This is a genomic window from Psychrobacillus sp. FSL K6-2836 (assembly GCF_038003085.1).
GTDB lineage: Bacteria > Bacillota > Bacilli > Bacillales_A > Planococcaceae > Psychrobacillus.
Map to the genome: position 1 here is coordinate 201,447 of NZ_JBBOOM010000001.1, position 21,247 is coordinate 222,693.

Here is a 21,247-nt window from a genome sequence, read left to right on the forward strand (position 1 = left end):
CTCCTTTTTTTTATTCTGAACGATTCTTTCTATATAGGATGTAACTTCTACCTACGTAATTTAATGGTACACTCCATACGTGAACTAATCTAGTAAATGGCCATAGTGCAAATATTAAAAATCCTGTTACTACATGGATTTTAAATGACATAGGAACATTTAACATATAGGATGCATCTGGCTGTAGGATAAATAAGTTTCTAAACCATACTGAAATGGAGGTTCTATAGTCAAAATCAGGTTGAACCGCATTTGTAACAAGTGTTGCATACATTCCCATAAATACGATAAATAATAATATCACATTTACTATTAAATCTGAAGTACTGCTCAATTTTCGAACAGTGGACTTTGTAAATCGGCGAGAAGTTAAAATAATCATCCCTGCTAATGTTACAAATCCAAAGAATCCGCCAATGTATATCGCTCCAATATGGTAAAGATGATCATTTACACCAACTGCTTGAAGCCAGGATTTTGGAATAGCTAATCCAGAGATATGACCCATGATAACTGGAATTATACCAATGTGGAAAAGTAAGCTTCCGATCATTAATTGTTTTTTCTCTATAAATTCACTTGATTTTGCCGTCCAGCTAAACTGATCTGTTCTGTATCGAAAAACATGACCAACAATAAAAACTGCTATACAAATATAAGGAAATATAACCCATAAAAACTGATCAATCATGTTCATGATTTACAGCCTCCCTTTCTATACATGCTTTAAAGGTCTCACGTAAACCTCTTACAAGTCGGAGATATGGGCTATTAAATTTTTCCAATGCTTCAATCAAATGATATGTCCCATCTTCAAGTACAGCGAATAGTATATTAAAGCTATCTTTTGCTCTTGGATCACCTAACCATTCTGCTGCGTATAAAAATTCACAGATAAGTGGAAGATAATCAGAAAGCTCCTCTGCTGGCATATCTAAACCAAACATTTCATACATCACTTTTAACTTTGCAAGCATTTGACCTCTTTCTTTTGCATCCTCAAATTTAAAATAAGTCATATATAAGGTTGCACTTTTTTGAAAATCAAATGTTTGTACATATAGTTCCTGTATATCATCTAAACTATACGTATGAATTTCATCCCAGTATCCTTTCACTAACTCGTAAGCAGGGTCCTCAGTTGAAAATGACTCTTCTATTGCAGTTGGATGAAAGGTTAGTTTTTCTGGATAAGTTAACTGCTGCGCAAAAAAGCCGAAAGCCGGTTTATGTTTATATAGCTTTTCTAAATCAATCACGCCAAATACCCCCGTAGAAATTCTCTTCATAAATTTCCTTACCAGTTTTAGTTGGTGTTGGATTTGGAGATGCTGGTCCACATCCGTCACAACCCATATCGTAGCCCATTGAGCCCTGTGCACGGTAAGGATCCATATATCCTTCTCGATGAGATGTAGGAACAACAAAACGATCTTCATATTTAGCTATTGCTAATAATCTATACATTTGCTGTGTTTGATGAGCTGTTAATCCCACACGTTCCAAACGACTTTCATCAAACTCTTTACCAGAAGACATAGCACGCATATAAGAACGCATCATTGCCATTCGTTGAAGAGCACCTTTAACTGCTGGAGCATCTCCTGCAGTTAGCATATTCGCTAAATATTGAATTGGCGTACGCATCTCTTCAATTGCTGGGAAAATCATATCAGGATTTTTGATAGAATCCTTCCCTTCGAAATAGTTCATAATTGGACTTAAAGGTGGAACATACCATACCATTGGTAATGTTCTATATTCTGGATGCAATGGGAATGCCAACTGATATTCTATTGCTAGTTTATATACTGGTGAATTTTGTGCTCCTTCAATCCATTCTTCTGCTATTCCATCTTTTCTCGCTTGCTCAATGACTTCTGGATCATTTGGATTTAAGAATATTCCACACTGTGCTTTGTACAAATCTTTTTCATCTGGAGTTGAAGCTACTTCCAGTACACGATCTGCATCATATAAAAGTACGCCTAAATAACGAATACGACCTGTGCATGTTTCGGAACAAACAGTCGGAAGTCCAGATTCAATACGTGGATAACAGAATGTACATTTCTCTGCTTTATTTGTTTTCCAGTTGAAATATACTTTTTTGTACGGACATCCAGTCATACAATAGCGCCATCCACGACATGCTTCTTGGTCAACTAGAACGATACCATCTTCTTCACGCTTATACATTGCTCCAGATGGACAAGATGCCACACAACTTGGATTTAAACAGTGTTCACAGAGTCTTGGTAGGTACATCATAAATGATTGTTCAAAATTGAATTTAATTTCTTCCTCAATTTTTTGGATATTCGGATCAGTTGGTCCGGTAATATGTGCTCCTGCCAAATCATCCTCCCAGTTTGGTCCCCATTCTAAATCCATATATTCTCCAGTAACTACTGATTTTGGACGAGCAACTGGTGAATGTTTCACTTCTGGTGAATTAGTCAGTTTTTCATAGTCATAAGTCCATGGTTCATAGTAATCTTTCATCTCCGGCATGTCGGGATTATAGAAGATCTTCCCTAATGCTATTTTAGAAAGCTTGGAACCAGATTTCAGTTCCAACTTTCCATTTCGCATTTGCCATCCACCTTTGTATACTTCTTGGTCTTCCCAGCGTTTCGGATATCCAATACCTGGTTTAGTTTCTACGTTGTTAAACCACATGTATTCGGCACCCTCACGATTTGTCCAAGTACTTTTACATGTTACACTACAGGTATGGCACCCAATACATTTGTCTAAGTTCATCACCATTGCTATTTGCGCTTTAATCTTCAAGCCAATTTACCTCCTTCATCTTACGAACAGCTACGTACCCATCTCTTTGGTTTCCTATTGGACCATAATAGTTAAATCCATAGCTCAATTGTGCGTAACCTCCGACCATTTGCGTTGGTTTAACATGAATTTTTGTAGGTGCATTATGACTTCCACCACGTTCCTCTGTTATTTCAGAACCAGGAACGTTGATATGCTTATCCTGTGCATGGTACATGAACATAGTTCCTTTTGGCATACGATGACTAACAACCGCTCTAGCTGTTACTACACCATTTCGGTTATAAACTTCTAACCATGCGTTATCCTCAATGTCATGCTCCGCTGCATCATCATTATTAATCCAAACTACTGGCCCACCTCTAAATAATGTGAGCATATGCAAATTATCCTGATAAGTACTATGGATATTCCATTTTCCATGTGGCGTTAAATAACGTAGAACTAATGCATCTTTCCCACCAACAATAGGTTTATCCTTTGTACCAAATACCATAGGTGGCAATGTTGGTTTGTAAACTGGCAACGATTCTCCGTATTGTAAAAATATCTCATGATCTATATAAAAATGTTGACGACCGGTTAATGTTCTAAATGGAACAAGTCGTTCGATATTTGTTGTAAATGGTGAATATCTTCGGCCTAATTTGTTCGAACCACTAAACACTGGTGTTGGAATTACTTCCCTTGGTTGAACGGTTATATTTTGGAACGTAATTTTTTCTGCTGCACGGTCTGCAGAAATATCCTTCAGCTGCACACCTGTATCTTTTTCTGCAGATTCAAACGCTTTTTGCGAAACTTTACCATTTGTTGCTGATGATAAGTGAAGTACAGCATTTACTGCCTGTCTTGCTGAGTGAATCATTGGAAGTCCATTTTTTATCGTGTCGTCAAAGTGTGCTCCATTTATTTTTTTCATATCTTCATATTCTTCGGATACGGAGAAGCTTACACCATGTGCTCCGATCTTTCCTTTTGCAGTTAAAGGTCCTAGAGAAATATACTTGTCATAAACTTTTGTATAATCTCTTTCCACGACTGTAAAGTTTGGCATTGTTTTACCAATGATCGGTTCAACCTCTCCTTTTTTCCAATCCTTCACTAATCCCATTGGTTGAGAAATTTCACTTTTCGAATCATGAGCTAGTGGAGATGTAACTACATCTTTATAGACTCCAGGTAAATTCACTTCTGCCATTTTTGAAAAAGTTTCGGCTAAAGAACGATATACATCCCAATCTGAACGCGATTCCCATAATGGATCTACAGCTGGATTGAACGGATGAACAAATGGATGCATATCGGTAGATGAAATATCCGTTTTTTCATACCAAGTTGCAGCTGGTAATACAATATCTGAATATAATGGAGTAGTTGTCATTCTAAAATCGATTGACACTAAAAGGTCTAATTTACCCTCTACATCATCTCTCCACTTGATTTCTTCTGGTTTTTCATCTTCATTTGGAGTCGCTAATAATCCATCACTTGCACCTAGTAAATGCTTCATAAAATATTCTTGGCCTTTAGCAGAACTTGAAATTAAATTTGATCGCCATACAAAAAGTGATTTCGGGAAGTTTTCTGGTGAATCTGGATCTTCGATTGCAGCTTTTACTTCACCTGAAACAACTTGATCATATGCCGTTTTAATAATTTCTTCATTTGTTGTTTGTCCTTTAGCAGCTGCTTCTTCTGCGAAAAGTAAACTATTTTTATTGAATTGTGGATAGGATGGTAACCAACCAAGACGTGCAGCTAACACATTATAATCTGCAGGATGTTGGTACTTCAGCTCTCCGGCAAGTGGAGATTTTAGTGAATCATTGCCCATTTCTTCATATTTCCATTGATCGGTAGCGAAATAGAAGAAGGAAGTTGCATTTTGAAGACGTGGTTGTGCCTGCCAATCTTTGGCAAACGCAATTGTGCTCCAGCCTTCAATTGGACGAACTTTTTCTTGTCCAACATAATGGGCCCATCCACCTCCGTTAACACCTTGGGATGCTGTCAAAATAACTAAGTTTAAAATAGAACGATAGATTGTATCACTATTAAACCAATGGTTAATACCAGCTCCCATAATAATCATTGATCTACCTTCTGTATCAATAGCATTTTGTGCAAATTCTCTAGCTACTTGTACGACTACTGAGGATTTAACACCAGTTACTTTTTCCTGCCAAGCAGGTGTATAGAATGATTCCGCATCATCATATCCATTTGCGTTATATTCACTTTCTCCACGATTAATACCATACTGACTTAACATTAAATCATACACAGTAACTGCTAGACGAGTACTTCCATCTGCCAACGTCACTTGTTTAGCTGGAATATGTCTATTAAATGTTCCATTTGCAACATTATCAAAGAATGGGAAAACTATTTCTGTTTGACTTGCTTCATAGTTTTCAACACTCATAGCAGGGTCAATTTTAGTACCGTCTTCATTTTCTAATATCAAATTCCAGTTTTTATCTTCTTCCCAGCGTTGACCCATTGTTCCATTTGGAACGATTATTTTAGCTGTAATTTCATCAATAATTACTGGTTTCCACTCAGAATTCTCCGTAGTATCTCCAAAATCACTTGCACGTAAGAAGCGTCCAGCTTTGTGGATTCCTTCGTGTTCATCCAGTAAGATTAAAAATGGCATATCTGTATATTGTTTTGCATAGTTAATGAACATTTCTTCTTTTCGTTGAACATAAAACTCATCTAAAATAACATGTGTCATTGCCTGAGCAACAGCTGCATCCGTTCCAGGATGTGGAGCCAGCCAGTTATCTGCAAATTTCACATTTTCCGCATGGTCAGGAGCAACCGAAACAACTTTCGTTCCTTTATAACGAACTTCTGTCATGAAATGGGCATCCGGTGTACGAGTTAGCGGTACATTTGAACCCCACATTATTAAATAACCTGAATTATACCAATCAGATGATTCCGGTACATCCGTTTGCTCCCCCCAAATTTGCGGAGAAGCAGGTGGTAAATCAGCATACCAATCATAGAAACTTAGCATTTCCCCGCCAAGTAAGCTGATGAATCTCGAACCGGCGGCATAGCTAATCATTGACATTGCCGGGATCGGTGTAAATCCAGCTATTCTATCCGGACCATACGTACGAATTGTATAAATTAGCTGTGCACATATCAATTCCATTGCATCCTGCCAGGAAACTCGAACATGTCCACCTTTACCTCTAGCACGTTTGTACGTAAATGATTTTTCTGGATCTTCTACGATACTTGCCCATGCATCCACTGGATTTTGATGTTCATGTAAAGCTGATTTCCATAGTCTCCATAGTCTTCCTCGCATATAAGGATACTTCACTCTTAAAGGGCTATATTCATACCATGAAAATGACGCTCCACGAGGGCATCCCCTTGGTTCAAATTCCGGCATATCTGGGCCGCAGGATGGGTAATCAATTTGCTGATTTTCCCATGTTATAATTCCATTTTTCACAAATACTTTCCAACTACATGATCCAGTACAGTTAACTCCGTGTGTTGTACGAACTACTTTGTCATGAGACCAACGTTCACGGTACATATTTTCCCAGTCTCGGTTTTTTTGCTCAAGAATCGACCAGCTTCCTGAATATTTTTCTGTAGGCTTAAAATACTTCAATCCAAATTTACGTTTCATTAGTATCGATCACCCTTCCTATTCGAATGACTAGCATGACGGGAATCAATTACTTGTTCATTCTTATACTATTATTATGAAAGACTGTGACATTAATCGACATTAGGGAAAGTCCTAATCACTACTGGGATTTCCCTAGAGAACTAAATTTTAAGGGGTTAATAGAGAAAACGAGAGCTTAGTTATGGTCTATTTCTGAAAACTAATGGGCTTTCAATCTAGTTTTTATCCCATATGGTTATGAGCAATATTCATAAACATATGGGCTATCAAGCAGTATTTTTCTTTCAAAAAAAGACTTAAGCAAATTTGCTTAAGTCTAAAATTCAAATATTCTCTTTTCGCTGAATAATCATCAACATGATAAATGAAATAAATATAATAGAAATAACCCAGAGCCAAGCAAGTTCCATATTCCCTGAATCGATTGCAGTATAAATTGCTGTTGGAAGGGTTTGTGTTTGACCAGGGATATTCCCTGCGAACATTAATGTGGCTCCAAATTCACCGAGCGCCCGCGCAAAACTTAAAATAGCACCAGATATAATCGATTTAGAAGCAAGTGGGATCGATAAATAATACAAAATATTCCATTCACCTGCCCCATCCACTCTCGCGGCTTCTTCTATTGTTGTATCGATTGCTTGAAATCCTGACTTCGCCGATTGATACATTAAGGGAAAAGCTACTACAACTGAAGCAATGACTGCCGCCCACCATGTAAAGATTACTGGTTGGTTAAACAACCATTCGATCCCTTGTCCAAAAATACTATTTCGACCAAATATGACAATTAACAAAAATCCGACAACAGTAGGGGAAAGCACCATTGGTAGCAATAGCACCGTTTCCAAAATCGATTTACCCTTGAACGAATTTCTTGCTAAAAGCCTGCCTATTAATATTCCTGAAATAATTACGATAACGCTGGCGATAATCGTAATTTTCAAGGATAACCAAATAGGATTAAAAAAGTCTGTTATTGAAATATTAGTTAATAATAAATCCATAATCTTCCAAAACCTTTAACCCTTTCTCACTCTGAAGATAATCATAAAAATCTTTTGCTTCTTCATAGTGTTTGGTGTCTTTAATGATTCCAAGCGGGTATATAATCGAGGAATGTATTTGCTCCTCCACTGAAGTAATAATCTTTACCTTTTCAGAGGAAATTACATCTGTTTGATAGACGATTCCAGCTGCTACATTCCCTGTCTCCACGTATGATAGTACTTGTCTAACATCTTTAGCAAACACTACTTTATGTTCTATATCATTCCATATTCCCAAATTTTGCAAAGTCTCTTTTGCATATTTCCCTGCAGGTACTGTTTCGGGGATTCCAATTGAAATTTTCTTCACTTCTTGTCTGTCGAGGTCTTGAAAGGTACTAATATAAGTTTCTGTACTATTCGGAACGATCAATACTAACTCATTTCCTAACAAATCAGTAACATTTTTTTCATCTATTAATCCCTCTTCCACTAACAAATGAAGCTTATCCTCAGCCGCAGAGAAAAAAAGATCTGCTGGAGCCCCCTGTGAAATTTGTTGTTGTAAAGAACCAGAACCTCCAAAGTTAAATCGTAGTTTAATATGCGGGTTTTCTTTTTCATATGTATGCTGTATATCCACCATCGCTTCCTTTAGGCTAGAAGCGGTAGAAATTACTAATTCAGTTTTTGAATCTTCTCCATTTGTATTAGAGCAGGCTACAAGAACTGAAATGATTAATAAGCACATGATGATTATTTTACTAAATTTGTTCATAATATCCTCCCAACTTACCTACTTATCTATCATTATAGCTTCTAAACATCTAAATAAAAATAGTCGCTATGTTTGTCAAAGTAATTTCGACTAAATAGCGACCTTTCTATTAGATTGCTTTCCTTACATTTTCAAATAATATATTATTCTCTAGATGAATATGTTCAAACGTGTCTTTTTCAAGTTGTTCTAGTCGTTTATATACCAATCTAAATGTACCGCAAGCACTTTCTGGAGGTGTAAAATTATCTGTAATTTCTCGCAGTTCTTTCAGTAGATTACCTGCATTTTCATGTTCCTCTTCTAATTCTAGTACATGTGGTTTTAGATGTTTGGCATGTTCTTCTGTTGGGTTTGCTATAAATTGATTTATTAATGGAAATACAACATTATCCTCGTCATCCGTATGATCGATTAATTCTCGTTTTAAAACGGTGAAAATCTCTTTAACTCTGATTAGATAAGGATGATTTTCTCCATGAACTTTTGATACTTTAGTTATATACGGTGTTAAAGCAGGTAATTCTTCACATAAATAAGCATGATGCTTTGTTTGTATATGCTCGATCAACTCTTTCTCATCTAAAGAAGTTGGTAATAATTGCTGATATTCTGTTTGTTTCGATTGGATAACTTTCACTTTTTCCAGAACCACATTTGGATCTAACTGTTGATCTATCGCCGCAGTTCTAAGAGGTACTTTCCCTCCGCAACAAAAATCTATTCGAAGCTTTCTAAACAAATCACCGGTTTGTGGTACTTCTTTTACAATTTCTGAAACATTTGTTTCTATGGATAACTGAGTCATGTTACTTCATTCCCTTCTTAGTTGGCTACAAGGTAATTGTAAATTGTTAAAGAAAAATAAGTATTAGGGAGTTCCCTCTTCCTACAAAAAATTTCTCTATCGTTTGAGATATGATTTTATAAGGGCAAATAACATGCTATGATAAGTAGGGTGATATAATGATTAAAAGACTCTTAATAACAGGTTATAAGGCGCATGAATTAGGAATATTTAATGAATCCCATGAAGGAATTCCTATCATCAAAAAAGCAATAGAAACTCAACTACGTGTTTTATTGGATGAAGGATTAGAGTGGGTAATATTAGGCGGCGGGCAAGGTGTAGAAACTTGGACTGCCGAACTAATTTTAGAGCTTAAGGATGAGTATCCACATGTGAAGTATGCCATTATTACTCCATTTTTAGAGCAAGAAAAAAATTGGAATGAGCAAAAGAAAGAAAAGTATGAGCGACTATTAATGCAAGCTGATTACCATACAAGTGTCACTAAAAAGCCGTATGAAGCACCCTGGCAGTTTATAGAGAGAAATAAATTCGTTGTTCGTAATTCGGATGGAATGTTAATCGTATACGACGAGGAAAATGAAGGCTCACCGAAGTTCATCAAAAAATTAGCCGAGCAATATGCCGAAAAAAATGATTATCGATTAATCGTCATTAATGCATATGACCTCCAAGTAGTGGCAGAAGAAATAGCTGAAGAAGGAAGGAATCAATTTCTATGATTACAAACAAACTCTCAAAAAAAATCGAAGAAGCAACAAACAATGAAATAGCGTTAACTATGGAGGAAAAAGATTTTGCAGAAAGAAATCAATTACTACCTGAAGGATTAAATGTTATGGAACAAAACTTATTTAGCGATGCAATTATCGAAAGATACATCAAAGAAACGGATGAGTTAATATCTAAAGAATCTACAGTTTTTTTACAAACACCTGTTTCCTATTTTAAAGACAATATTCAAGAATATGTTTTTTTAGAAACTAAGGTTTTGGACGTTGTTAGCGTTGATGCAATTGCAGTTGAATACGATGAAGTATTTGAAGTTTACACTGCAATGTTCGGTCTATTTATCCAAAAAAAATATTCATCAGAAATTAGAGCGTTTTTAGATGACCACTACAACTCAGAGAAAATGCAATATAGTATGATGTTTGCTGGTAATGAAGGTTTATGGGAAATTAATTTACCTATAAATTATTTAAAAGGTTTCGATGATTCCTTTACTATTGAAGAAGTTTATCAATTATTATACTCATTAATCTTTAAATTAGTTTCGACTATTAAATAAACGACAAACAATCCCAATATAAATAAGTTGGGATTGTTTTTATTTTTATAGCTTGCATATTTTATATTCTTTTGCTCAAACTACAAAGGATGTTTCATCACATTTTCTACAAGGAGGAAAAATTGGAATGACACAAAACCCATTCGGTCAAGGACAAGGGCAAACGCATCAAAATATGCAAACAGGTAATATCCCACAAAATATGAATCATGGTGGACATGAACTTTTTGACGTGCATGAAGTTCTATCGACAGTAGTATCTGGTTTAAATTTAAAAACGCTACTCCGTCCACATGTGAAAGACCAAGAATTGCTAAATATTTTGGATCGTCAATATGCTTTTGCGTTAGATGAATATAATATTACTGTAGAATCCTTTAAAACTGGTACAGATCCATCCCACGCTACTACCAGCTACAAAATGCAAACTGGAAATGATTTTATATATGGCATTAAACCTTCACAACCTAAAAAACCGATCCAATCTGCCAATGAACTTTCGGATGAAATCATTTCAGGATATCTTCTTGGCGCTGCAAAAGCCTCCGCTACTATTAAAACCTCCGCTGCATTAGAAACAACGAATCCCGTTGTTCGCCGAGTGCTAGCCGACTCAATTCCAAACTGTATCGAAATGGCTTATGAACTTGCCATTTATCAAAACAAACATCATTATTATCAAGTTCCACAGCTGGATCAGCAAAGTATGCAAGCTTTGTTAAATTCCTTTGCTCCTGCTCAAGGAAAAATGATGAGTTAAATTTTATATCTCGTCCCATTCATTTGGGCGAGATATTTTTTATTCAATTGTTTCTCTCTGTTAATAACGTATAATAGCTATATTAGTTATTAATGAAGAAATGGGTGGAATTTATGCGAGTAGCAATTTTTGATTTTGATGGAACTATCTATGCAGAAGAAACATTTACATTACTAATGAAACACCTAAAAGAACATCCAATCTATCAATCCTCATATAAACGCTTTTATCGTGCAATTGTCCCACCGTACATAGCAAACAAGCTTAAAATATATCCTGCTAGCAAAATGAAAAAAAGATCCATGCAATTATATTTAGAAGCATTTGAAGGTCGTACAAAACATGAAATGGACTTATACTTTGAGGAGATTAAAGCAACAATGCAACAAGATTTTAACAAAAAAGTGATAGAAAGACTGAAGCTTCATCAGCATGATAACATTCATGTTTTACTTGTATCTGGTGCTTATACACAATTTTTAGAGCGTGTGACAGATGGAATTGTGTTTAATCATATAATTGGAACGGATATATGTTATAAGGACGATAAAGTCTTTACCAAGAATGTACTTACCCATGTAAATGGTGAACAAAAAACGTTGAAGGTTCAAGAAGCTTTGAATGGGCATCAGATTGACTGGGAGAATAGTTATGCATACGGAGATAGTTTTTCAGACTTGCCCGTTTTAAAGTTAGTGGGAAATCCTGTTGCAGTTAGACCTGAGGAAAAGCTTCGAAAACTAGCTAGAGAGCGTGGCTGGGAGATTATGGACTAGGCTACGGTATCATTGGAATCTCCTTGACTCATTGATCGTTTATTAATGAGTATTGATCAATTGCATTTCAAGATTGATCAATTATTCCTTGTATTCAACCGATTCTTCCGCGGATTCTAGCGATTCTTTCACACATTCTAGTGATTCTTTCACATATTCTGGCGATTCACACTTATATTCTACCGATTTTTACAAACATTCTACCGGTTTAACAGTTTTAGACTATCGCACACTTTCTACTTAATTGCCAACCGATCAGAAAAAGTGACCTAGCCACTAAAAGACTAGGTCACTCGGTTAAGTAAGGCGTACATTTACATTTTTAGTTTGCAAGTAAGATTTAATCTCTCCTATTGTATAATCTCCGTAGTGAATCATTGATGCGACAAGAGCTGCATCGGCTTTCCCCTCTGTGAAGACTTCTTCTATATGTTCGATTTTTCCTGCTCCACCCGAAGCGATTATTGGGATATTTACTTTTTCAGATAACAGCTTGATCAGCGCTACATCATAACCGTTTTTCATGCCGTCTTTGTGGATACTTGTACAAATTATTTCTCCGGCACCTAGGTCAGCGGCTTGCTGTGCCCATTCAACAACATCCAGTCCCGTTTTCTCATGACCAGAATGTGTGTAAACTTCCCATCTAATAATTTCTTCGTTGTCATTATAAATTGGCATGGCATCTAAACCTAAAACGACGCATTGCTTACCGTAAATATCCGCTGCTTCTTTGAGTAATTGTGGACGTAGAACAGCTGCCGAGTTGACTCCAACCTTGTCCGCTCCTGCTCTAAGTAAATTTTTGAAGTCCTCTACTGTCCGTACGCCACCGATTACAGAAAATGGAATATTTACTTGTTCAGCAACTCGTTGAATCCATTCTAGTTTTAAATCTTGGTTTTTCAAGGATGCCGTAGTGTCAAGATAGATTAACTCATCTGCACCATCTTCTGTATATTTTTTACCAAGCTCGGCAGGATCACCTATAATAGTAGGATTTCTAAATTGAACGTATTTAACTGCTTGATCATTTAATACATCAATAGCTGGAACAATTCGTTTTCTTAGCATATTATTTATCTCCTTGTTTACAGTAATTATCTAAAAGCTGAACCCCGTACTTACCACTTTTTTCTGGGTGAAATTGTACGCCCATTACTTGTAAATTACCAATAACCGATGCAAAATTTAAACCATAATTTGTTTCACCTAAAATATCTTCCTGATTCTCAGGTTTTGCAAAAAAGGAATGAACAAAATAAAAATCCGTTTCATCTGGAATATTTTTAAATAGAAAATGATTTTGAACATCCTTCACTTGGTTCCAGCCCATATGTGGTATTTTCTCCGATTCATCGGTAAATTCAGGTACTGACCCTTTTAGTAACCCTAGACAAGGCACATTCCCTTCCTCGCTCGTTTCCAATAAAAGCTGCATACCAAGGCAAATACCCAATAGTGGCGTCCCTTCTGAAACTCTCGCTTTTAAATAATCACTTAGACCGGTGCTATCCAAAACATCCATAGCAACTTTTGCGTTTCCAACCCCTGGTAGGATTAGCTTAGTAATCTCATCGGTATGATCACTTGCACACGTAATGAGTTTCGTGTTATACCCTAACTGTTTAATCGCTTTTAATACACTATGTAAATTTCCAGCTCCATAATCAATAATTCCAATCATGTCATTGCCTCCAAATTCATTATGTAACTATTATGACATCTATTGAAGAAAAATAAAACAAAAACTTTAGTACACTAGCATAGTAAAACCGGTCATGAGACTATGACCGGTTTATTACTTACATATTCATTTACACGTTTTGCTACTTCTTGCCCTTCTTTAATAGCCCATACGATTAAACTTTGACCTCTTCTAGCATCACCAGCTGTAAAGACTCCCTCAACGTTTGTTAAGTAATCTTTTGAAGATGCAGCAATTTTTTTATTCGTAACCCGAACACCAAATTGATCTGCTAAAGTTGTTTCTGGTCCTTCAAAACCAATAGCTATAAATACAAATTGAGCTGGCCATACTTTCTCTGTTCCTGGAACTTCTTTAAAAAAGTAAAACCCATCTTCTCCAAGAATTTTTTCCATTTGGATCGTATGCAGTTCTTTTACATTTCCATCGTCATCTGAGATAATTTTCTTCGTTTGGATTAAATATTCTCTTGGATCTTTTCCATACTTTGCATCTGCTTCTTCATAAGCATATTCTAGTTTAAAAATAGTTGGGTCAGTCGGCCATTGATTATCGTCTGCTCGAGTTACTGGAAGCTGTGGATGCTTACCAAATTGGACAACACTTCGACATTTTTGGCGAACTGCGGTTGCTACACAATCAGCACCTGTATCCCCACCTCCAATGACAATTACATCTTTTCCTTTAGTATTAATAAACTGATCATCCTTGAAATTGGAATCTAACAAACTTTTTGTAGTTGTAGTTAGATAATCCATCGCAAGATGTATCCCTTTAGATTCACTGCCTTCCATATGAAGAACTCGTTGTTTTTGCGCTCCTATACATAAAATGACAGCGTCGTATTGTTCCTTTAAATGCTCCGCTGAAATATCCACTCCAACCTCAGTATTCAGGATAAATTCAATACCCTCCTGCTGGAGTAAATGAATTCGACGTTCAACAATATCTTTTTCTAGTTTCATATTTGGTATTCCATACATTAGAAGACCACCTGCTCGATCTGAACGCTCAAAAACGGTCACGGAATGACCTGCCTGATTAAGGTCATCAGCACTTGCAAGTCCAGCAGGACCAGAGCCAATAATAGCTATTTTCTTACCAGTTCTTGATAATGGAATTCGTGGAACTATCCAGCCGTTTTCAAAGCCTTTATCGATAATAGTCCGCTCAATATTTTTAATAGAAACTGCTGGATCTGAAATAGCCAGTGTACACGAACCTTCACATGGTGCAGGACAAACTCTACCTGTAAACTCGGGAAAATTATTAGTCATAAGCAATCTTTCTAGCGCTTCCTCCCATTTCCCTTTGTAGACAAGATCATTCCATTCTGGGATAAGGTTATTTATAGGGCAGCCTGAAGTAGCACCCCTAACTTCTATTCCCATATGGCAAAATGGAGTTCCGCAGTCCATACATCTTGCCCCTTGTTTTTGTAAAGATTTATCCGTTAGCTTGGAAGAATATTCTTTCCAATTGCTTATACGTTTGAGAGGGGCCACCTCTTTACCTTTTTCACGTGTATATTCCATAAATCCTGTAGGTTTTCCCATGAGTATCTCCCCTCTCCTTATTTTTTTGCTAGTTCTTCTGTTTTTTTATCCTTCACGATTGAAGTTCCCAGAAATGCCTGCATTGCAGCAGCATCATCTGTTAGCCCCTGTAATTTAAACGACTGGATTTTTTCCAACATTATTTTATAATCATTCGGTACAACTTTCACAAATCGACCAGATGCTTCATCCCAGTTATCCAATAAATTCATTGCTTTTGTACTCTTCGTATAATAATAATGATCCATTATTAATTGGCGTACAGCATGTAGTTCATCTGCAGTTTGAATCTGTTCAAACCCAATCATTTCTGTATTACATTTTTCTTTAAAACCGCTCACGTCATCTACAAGTACATACGCAATTCCGCCAGACATTCCTGCCCCGAAATTTTTCCCTACATCCCCTAAAATGACAGCACGGCCACCTGTCATGTATTCACAGCCGTGGTCACCAATACCTTCAACAACAACATCTACTCCACTATTTCGAACTGCAAAGCGCTCCCCAGCACGTCCATTTATAAATGCAGTTCCGCTCGTTGCTCCATAGAGAGCAACATTCCCAGCAATAACATTTTGTTCCGCTTTACCTTGAATAGGAGCTGTTACAATTAGTTTCCCACCAGATAATCCTTTTCCAAAATAGTCATTTACATCGCCTGTAATATACATCGTCATCCCTTTTGGTATAAATGCACCAAAGCTTTGACCAGCTGCGCCTGTAAATCTTAAAACTATAGAATCATCAGTTAATCCTCTTGCACCATATTGTTTAGAGATTTCACTTCCAATTATTGTTCCTACAACACGATCTCTGTTGGATATTGGAAAGTACATTTCAGCTTTTGACTGACTATCAATCACCTTTTTCAACTTAGGCAGTAACACTTTCATATCAAATGAATCATCAATTTTATGATCCTGCTGAGTTCTCCATGTTCTCGTTCCTTCTGGTTGATATAATAGGGCATCTAGATTTAGCTGTTTTGCTTTCCAATGAGCTTTAGCTCGCTCACTAACCTCTAACACATCTGTACGACCAACCATTTCTTCGACTGTTCTAAAGCCTAATAATGCCATGTATTCTCTTACTTCTTCTGCTACGAATTTCATGAAGTTAACTACGTAATCTGCAGTTCCCGTAAATTTATCACGGAGGTCTGGATTTTGTGTGGCAATTCCAACTGGACAAGTATCTAGGTGACAAGCTCGCATCATAATACATCCCATTACAATTAGTGGTGCAGTTGCAAATCCATATTCTTCTGCTCCTAGTAGAGCTGCCATTACAACATCTTTACCTGTCATTAATTTCCCGTCAGTTTCTAATACTACCCTCTCACGTAAACCATTTAACATTAATGTTTGATGTGCTTCAGCAAGTCCTAGCTCCCAAGGAAGACCAGTATGTTTAATGCTCGTTTTAGGTGATGCCCCAGTTCCACCATCATATCCACTAATTACAATTACATCAGCTGCGCCTTTAGCTACACCAGCTGCAATTGTGCCTACTCCTGTTTTTGCAACAAGTTTAACACTAATTCTAGCTGCTCTATTGGCATTTTTTAAATCATGAATCAGTTGAGCCATATCCTCAATGGAATAGATATCATGATGCGGCGGTGGAGAGATTAAGCCTACTCCAGTTGTAGACCCACGTACATCTGCAACCCAAGGATATACTTTGTTGCCTGGTAATTGCCCGCCTTCTCCTGGTTTTGCACCTTGTGCCATTTTGATCTGTAATTCATTTGCTTGAACGAGATAATGACTTTTTACTCCAAATCTACCAGATGCAATCTGTTTAATAGCACTTCTTCTGTTATCACCATTAGCATCTAGTTCATAACGACTCGGATGTTCGCCACCTTCTCCACTATTACTTTTACCACCTATGCGATTCATCGCAATCGCTAGTGTTTCATGTGCTTCTTGACTTAGCGAACCATATGACATTGCACCAGTTTTAAAGCGTTTAACTATTTTCTCAACGGATTCTACTTCCTCAAGCGGAATACTTTTAACTTTTTTATCGAACGTTAGTAGATTCCTTAAAAATCCAATGCGTTCTTCGTTTGCCATTTCTGCATATTGTCTATATAAACCATAATCGCCTCTTCTAGTTGCCCATTGCAGCGTATGGATCGTTTTAGGATTAAATGCATGATGTTCTCCCGTACTTCTCCACTGGAAATCACTACCTGATTCTAATGAATTACCTGATGCAACAACTGCTTGTTCATGCCTATTAATAGCTTCCCTCGCAATTGTAGCTAAATCGATTCCACTAAGTTGTGAAACTGTACCAGTAAAATAACGCTCAATTACATCTTTACTAATACCAACAGCTTCAAAAATTTGAGCGCCACGGTAACTTTGAACAGTGGAAATCCCCATTTTGGACATTACTTTTACTACACCATCCGCAATACCTTTACTATATTTTGCAACTGCCTCTGAATAAGTACTAGTTATATGACCATCTTGTATTGCTTCTCCAATCGTTGCATAGGCAAGATAAGGATTGATAGCATCTACACCAAATCCAATAAGCGCAGCAAATTGATGAACCTCTCTGGCTTCACCAGATTCCACAATAATACTTACTTTTGTGCGATTTCCATTACGCAGTAAATGCTGGTGAACATGACTTGCTGCTAGTAATACCGGAATTGTTTGCTGTTGTTCTGAAATATGTCTATCCGAAAGTATAAATAGTGAAGTTCCTTGTTCGATCAGAACGTCTACTTTTTCAGATAGAATTTCTAAATCCAATTTTAAATCTTCAGACATATTTAATTGAAGGACTGCAGGTGTAAAATATTTTATAGTATTCTCTTTTAAATGTGCTAGTTGGCCATTTGTTAAGATAGGTGTGTCTAAGAAAATCCGTTTTGCGTTAGAGGCATTAGGATGTAGCAAATCTCCTTCTGAACCAAGCAGTGTCATCGTAGAAGTTACAATATGTTCCCTTATCGAATCAATAGGTGGATTTGTAACTTGTGCAAAAAGCTGTTTAAAATAATTGAACAATGACTGCGGCCGATCAGATAAGACCGCTAACGGCGTATCATTCCCCATTGACCCAATCGGATCTTTCCCATCCACTGCTATCGGAATCATATACTTATGCACATCTTCAAATGTATAACCAAATACTTTTTGACGGAATAATAAATCAACAAGCTCTTCTGCTTTTTCTTCCATAACGGGAAGCTTATACATATTTTCTGTTAACCATTGTTGATAAGGCTGTGCTTTTGCCATTTCTGTTTTTATTTCTTCATCAGAAATTATTCTTCCTTTTTCCAAATCAACTAACAGCATTCTTCCAGGGCTTAGACGTTCTTTATATAAAATATTCTCTTCGTCTATGTCCACTACTCCAACTTCGGACGAGAAAACAATATAGTCATCTTTCGTAACTAGATAACGTGCAGGACGCAACCCATTTCGATCTAAAATAGCACCAATCTGTTTGCCGTTTGTAAAAGAAATAGCCGTAGGACCATCCCATGGCTCCATCAAACTGCTATGATATGCATAGAAAGCTTTCTTTTCTTCCGATATATGCGGATTCTCTGTCCAGGGCTCTGGAATAAGCATCATAGCGGTATGGGCAGGCGTTCTGCCAGCTAAAACAAATAATTCAAATGCATTGTCGAGCATAGAGGAATCACTACCATTTGTATCGATTATTGGCAGTAGCTTCGTTAAGTCATCTCCAAAAGCTTTTGAAACAAATTGTTTTTCTCTGGCCTTCATCCAGTTGATATTGCCACGTAATGTGTTGATTTCACCATTGTGAACAATATAACGGTTGGGATGTGCTCGCTCCCAACTCGGAAAAGTATTGGTACTATAACGGGAATGTACAAGTGAAAATGCAGAAGTGAATAATTCGTCCTGTAAATCGACATAAAACAAATCGACTTCTTCTGGAGTTAATAATCCTTTATAAACAATCGTTTGACTGGAAAGACTCGGACAATAGAATTTAAGACTTTGACTTTCAGCCCAATGCTCTGCTTGTTTCCGAATAATATATAATTTGCGTTCAAAAGCTAATGATTCCATTTCATTATTTGCTTTTATAAAAACTTGGCGAATAAAGGGTGCCGTTTCCTTCGCTTTTTCACTTAATCCACTTGCATCGATTGGTACTGTTCTCCAGCCTATAAGCGCTTGCCCTTCGGCAACTATCAAATCGTTTATTTTTTGTTCAATTAGTTTACGTTCATTAGAGTCGTTTGTAAAAAACAACATACCGACTCCGTATTTGCCTTTTTCGGGTAAATCCCATTCATTACATACAACCCGAAAAAATATATCAGGTATTTGAACCATCAATCCAGCTCCGTCACCTGTTTTGCCATCGCCGCCTCTGCCAGCACGATGCTCTAATCGACATAACATCTCAAGTCCTTTTTTTACAATATCATGTGTTGCATTACCTTTTATATGTGCGTATAAACCTATCCCACACGCGTCATGTTCAAAAGACGGGTCATACATACCTTGTGCTTGTGGTAATTGGTGAAATGTCATGTTTATACCTCCTTTTAAACTAAAAAGTTCGTTAGGAATATTGTATGTTTTCAAAATAATATAAACAATATATAATTTGGATATAAATCATCTAATATCGAGATAGATAAGGGGAATTCGATGGAACTACGTCAACTGAGGTACTTTATAGAAGTTGCAGAAAGAGAGCATATTTCGGAGGCTGCGGTCCATTTACATGTTGCACAGTCCGCAGTTAGTAGACAAATAGCTAATTTGGAAGATGAACTAGGGGTTCAATTATTCGAACGGATTGGTAGAAATGTAAAGTTAACACCAATTGGTAAGATCTTCTTGGAGCATAGTGTCTCTGCCATACAAGCTATCGACTTTGCGAAAAAACAAATTGATGAATATTTAGACCCTGAAAAAGGAACTATTAAAATTGGATTTCCAACAAGTTTGGCCGGTCACTTATTACCAACAGTAATTTCCGCATTTAAGAAAGAGCATCCAAATGTTGCTTTTCATTTACGTCAGGGATCATACAGCTATTTAATAGATGCTGTGAAGCAGCGTGAGCTTAACTTGGCATTTTTAGGTCCTCTACCTCCTAAGGAGAGTAGTTTAAATAACACTATTCTTTTTACGGAGAATTTTTCTATTCTAGTGAATGCAAACCATCCCTTTGCTAAAAAAGATAAAATACCGCTCATTGATCTCCGAAATGAGAATTTTGTACTTTTTCCTGAAGGCTACATCATGCAAAAGTTAGTAATTGAAGCTTGTAATTCAGTCGGCTTCAAACCTAAAGTTTCTTCTGAGGGTGAAGATATGGATGCCATTAAAGGATTAGTCGCCGCAGGGATAGGACTTACACTCTTACCTGAAAGTACTTTTTATGATTCTACCCCAAGATTCACGAAAAAAATTCCAATTGAGTTACCTAATATACGAAGAACTGTTGGAATTATAAGCCCAGCTACACGGAATCTTTCCCCTTCAGAAAAGGTTTTTCATGATTTTGTCATTCAATTTTTCTCACTACTTGGGCAGTATCAATAGGATTTCATTGAATGGAAGTATGCACAAAAATTCTCCTAAAAATGGCTGTTTGAAGACGGTGGATATATTATTAAATTAAGAAAAACCGGCCCTTTAAATTCAAAACCTATTTCTAGCATTTTAAGTAGGCTTTGGATAGACTTGTCGCTATATTATTACCGATTGATTTTTTATAGAGGCTGATCGTGACGTCAGTCACGATCAGCCTCTATTTTCTCGGTTATCTTATGGCGTTTGACCAGCATTAACGGGCAGTAGAAAACTGCCCGTAAAAGCCCGTTTGGTTCGGGCCAACAGGATGTTGGTCACTCAGGCATTGCCGCACGACGCGGCGTTATTTGGCTGAGTTCAATTTTTCAATCAGTGGGGGAAGAAGCCCCACTGTTTGAAGTTTCACTTTATCTCCCCGTCGCACTTCTACAACTTTTAGAAACAGGTTAGTACGTTTTTGGATAACTAGAAAAAAGAAACTTTCTATTCATAGTGTAAGCGCCAGAAGATACAATTTCTGGCGCTATTTCGCTTCTTTATTGAGTAAACAC

At 36.9% G+C, this 21,247-nt stretch carries 16 protein-coding genes; 5 read left to right on the forward strand and 11 right to left on the reverse strand.

Annotated features, from left to right (window positions below; genetic code table 11):
* Positions 1-10 precede the first annotated feature (10 nt).
* The 7 genes from narI to ric form a co-directional block, all read right to left on the reverse strand.
* Positions 11-697, reverse strand: coding sequence for a respiratory nitrate reductase subunit gamma (gene narI / locus MKY37_RS01075; RefSeq protein WP_340772870.1), 687 nt, complete (start codon positions 695-697; stop codon positions 11-13).
* Positions 684-1,259: a nitrate reductase molybdenum cofactor assembly chaperone gene (gene narJ, locus MKY37_RS01080; protein WP_340772872.1), complete on the reverse strand. Its 576-nt coding sequence runs from the start codon at positions 1,257-1,259 to the stop codon at positions 684-686. Before narJ ends, narI begins: the two co-directional genes overlap by 14 nt.
* On the reverse strand, positions 1,252-2,796 hold the full coding sequence (gene narH / locus MKY37_RS01085) for a nitrate reductase subunit beta (RefSeq protein WP_340772874.1): 1,545 nt from the start codon (positions 2,794-2,796) through the stop codon (positions 1,252-1,254). Before narH ends, narJ begins: the two co-directional genes overlap by 8 nt.
* Positions 2,786-6,460 carry a nitrate reductase subunit alpha gene (locus tag MKY37_RS01090; protein ID WP_340772876.1) on the reverse strand — a complete coding sequence of 1,225 codons (3,675 nt, stop codon included), beginning with the start codon at positions 6,458-6,460 and terminating at the stop codon, positions 2,786-2,788. Before MKY37_RS01090 ends, narH begins: the two co-directional genes overlap by 11 nt.
* A gap of 326 nt (positions 6,461-6,786) precedes the next feature.
* Positions 6,787-7,470 (reverse strand): molybdate ABC transporter permease subunit, encoded by a 684-nt coding sequence (gene modB, locus MKY37_RS01095; RefSeq protein WP_340772879.1) that lies wholly within the window; start codon positions 7,468-7,470, stop codon positions 6,787-6,789.
* Positions 7,451-8,230: a molybdate ABC transporter substrate-binding protein gene (gene modA, locus MKY37_RS01100; RefSeq protein ID WP_340772882.1), complete on the reverse strand. Its 780-nt coding sequence runs from the start codon at positions 8,228-8,230 to the stop codon at positions 7,451-7,453. Before modA ends, modB begins: the two co-directional genes overlap by 20 nt.
* Before the next feature lie 109 nt (positions 8,231-8,339).
* Positions 8,340-9,038 carry an iron-sulfur cluster repair di-iron protein gene (gene ric / locus MKY37_RS01105; protein ID WP_340772884.1) on the reverse strand — a complete coding sequence of 233 codons (699 nt, stop codon included), beginning with the start codon at positions 9,036-9,038 and terminating at the stop codon, positions 8,340-8,342.
* A 158-nt stretch (positions 9,039-9,196) separates the two neighbouring features.
* Here ric and MKY37_RS01110 point away from each other — a divergent pair, with 158 nt between their 5' ends.
* The 4 genes from MKY37_RS01110 (at position 9,197) to MKY37_RS01125 (ending at position 11,868) form a co-directional block, all read left to right on the forward strand.
* Positions 9,197-9,763: a DUF1273 domain-containing protein gene (locus MKY37_RS01110; protein WP_340772886.1), complete on the forward strand. Its 567-nt coding sequence runs from the start codon at positions 9,197-9,199 to the stop codon at positions 9,761-9,763.
* The gene (locus MKY37_RS01115; RefSeq protein ID WP_340772888.1) at positions 9,760-10,332 is read left to right on the forward strand and encodes a branched-chain amino acid aminotransferase; all 573 of its coding nucleotides are present in this window, start codon (positions 9,760-9,762) and stop codon (positions 10,330-10,332) included. Before MKY37_RS01110 ends, MKY37_RS01115 begins: the two co-directional genes overlap by 4 nt.
* A 127-nt stretch (positions 10,333-10,459) precedes the next feature.
* Positions 10,460-11,092 carry a spore coat protein gene (locus tag MKY37_RS01120; RefSeq protein ID WP_340772891.1) on the forward strand — a complete coding sequence of 211 codons (633 nt, stop codon included), beginning with the start codon at positions 10,460-10,462 and terminating at the stop codon, positions 11,090-11,092.
* 92 nt (positions 11,093-11,184) lie between these two features.
* Positions 11,185-11,868, forward strand: a complete 684-nt coding sequence (locus tag MKY37_RS01125; protein ID WP_340772893.1) for an HAD family hydrolase — start codon at positions 11,185-11,187, stop codon at positions 11,866-11,868.
* Positions 11,869-12,165: 297 nt separating this feature from the next.
* On the opposite strand, the gene hisF is transcribed toward MKY37_RS01125, so the two are convergent.
* From hisF to gltB, 4 genes are all read right to left on the reverse strand, one after another.
* Positions 12,166-12,942 (reverse strand): imidazole glycerol phosphate synthase subunit HisF, encoded by a 777-nt coding sequence (gene hisF / locus MKY37_RS01130; protein WP_340772896.1) that lies wholly within the window; start codon positions 12,940-12,942, stop codon positions 12,166-12,168.
* A gap of 1 nt (position 12,943) precedes the next feature.
* A complete protein-coding gene (hisH, locus tag MKY37_RS01135) occupies positions 12,944-13,555 on the reverse strand; it encodes an imidazole glycerol phosphate synthase subunit HisH (RefSeq protein WP_340772899.1) in 612 nt (203 codons plus the stop codon).
* A 92-nt stretch (positions 13,556-13,647) separates the two neighbouring features.
* Positions 13,648-15,132, reverse strand: coding sequence for a glutamate synthase small subunit (gene gltD / locus MKY37_RS01140; RefSeq protein WP_340772903.1), 1,485 nt, complete (start codon positions 15,130-15,132; stop codon positions 13,648-13,650).
* A 17-nt stretch (positions 15,133-15,149) separates the two neighbouring features.
* Positions 15,150-19,682 carry a glutamate synthase large subunit gene (gene gltB / locus MKY37_RS01145; RefSeq protein ID WP_340772906.1) on the reverse strand — a complete coding sequence of 1,511 codons (4,533 nt, stop codon included), beginning with the start codon at positions 19,680-19,682 and terminating at the stop codon, positions 15,150-15,152.
* Between the two features lie 120 nt (positions 19,683-19,802).
* Between gltB and MKY37_RS01150 the strand changes: the two genes are divergently transcribed.
* Positions 19,803-20,705 (forward strand): LysR family transcriptional regulator, encoded by a 903-nt coding sequence (locus tag MKY37_RS01150; protein WP_340772909.1) that lies wholly within the window; start codon positions 19,803-19,805, stop codon positions 20,703-20,705.
* Positions 20,706-21,247 lie beyond the last annotated feature (542 nt).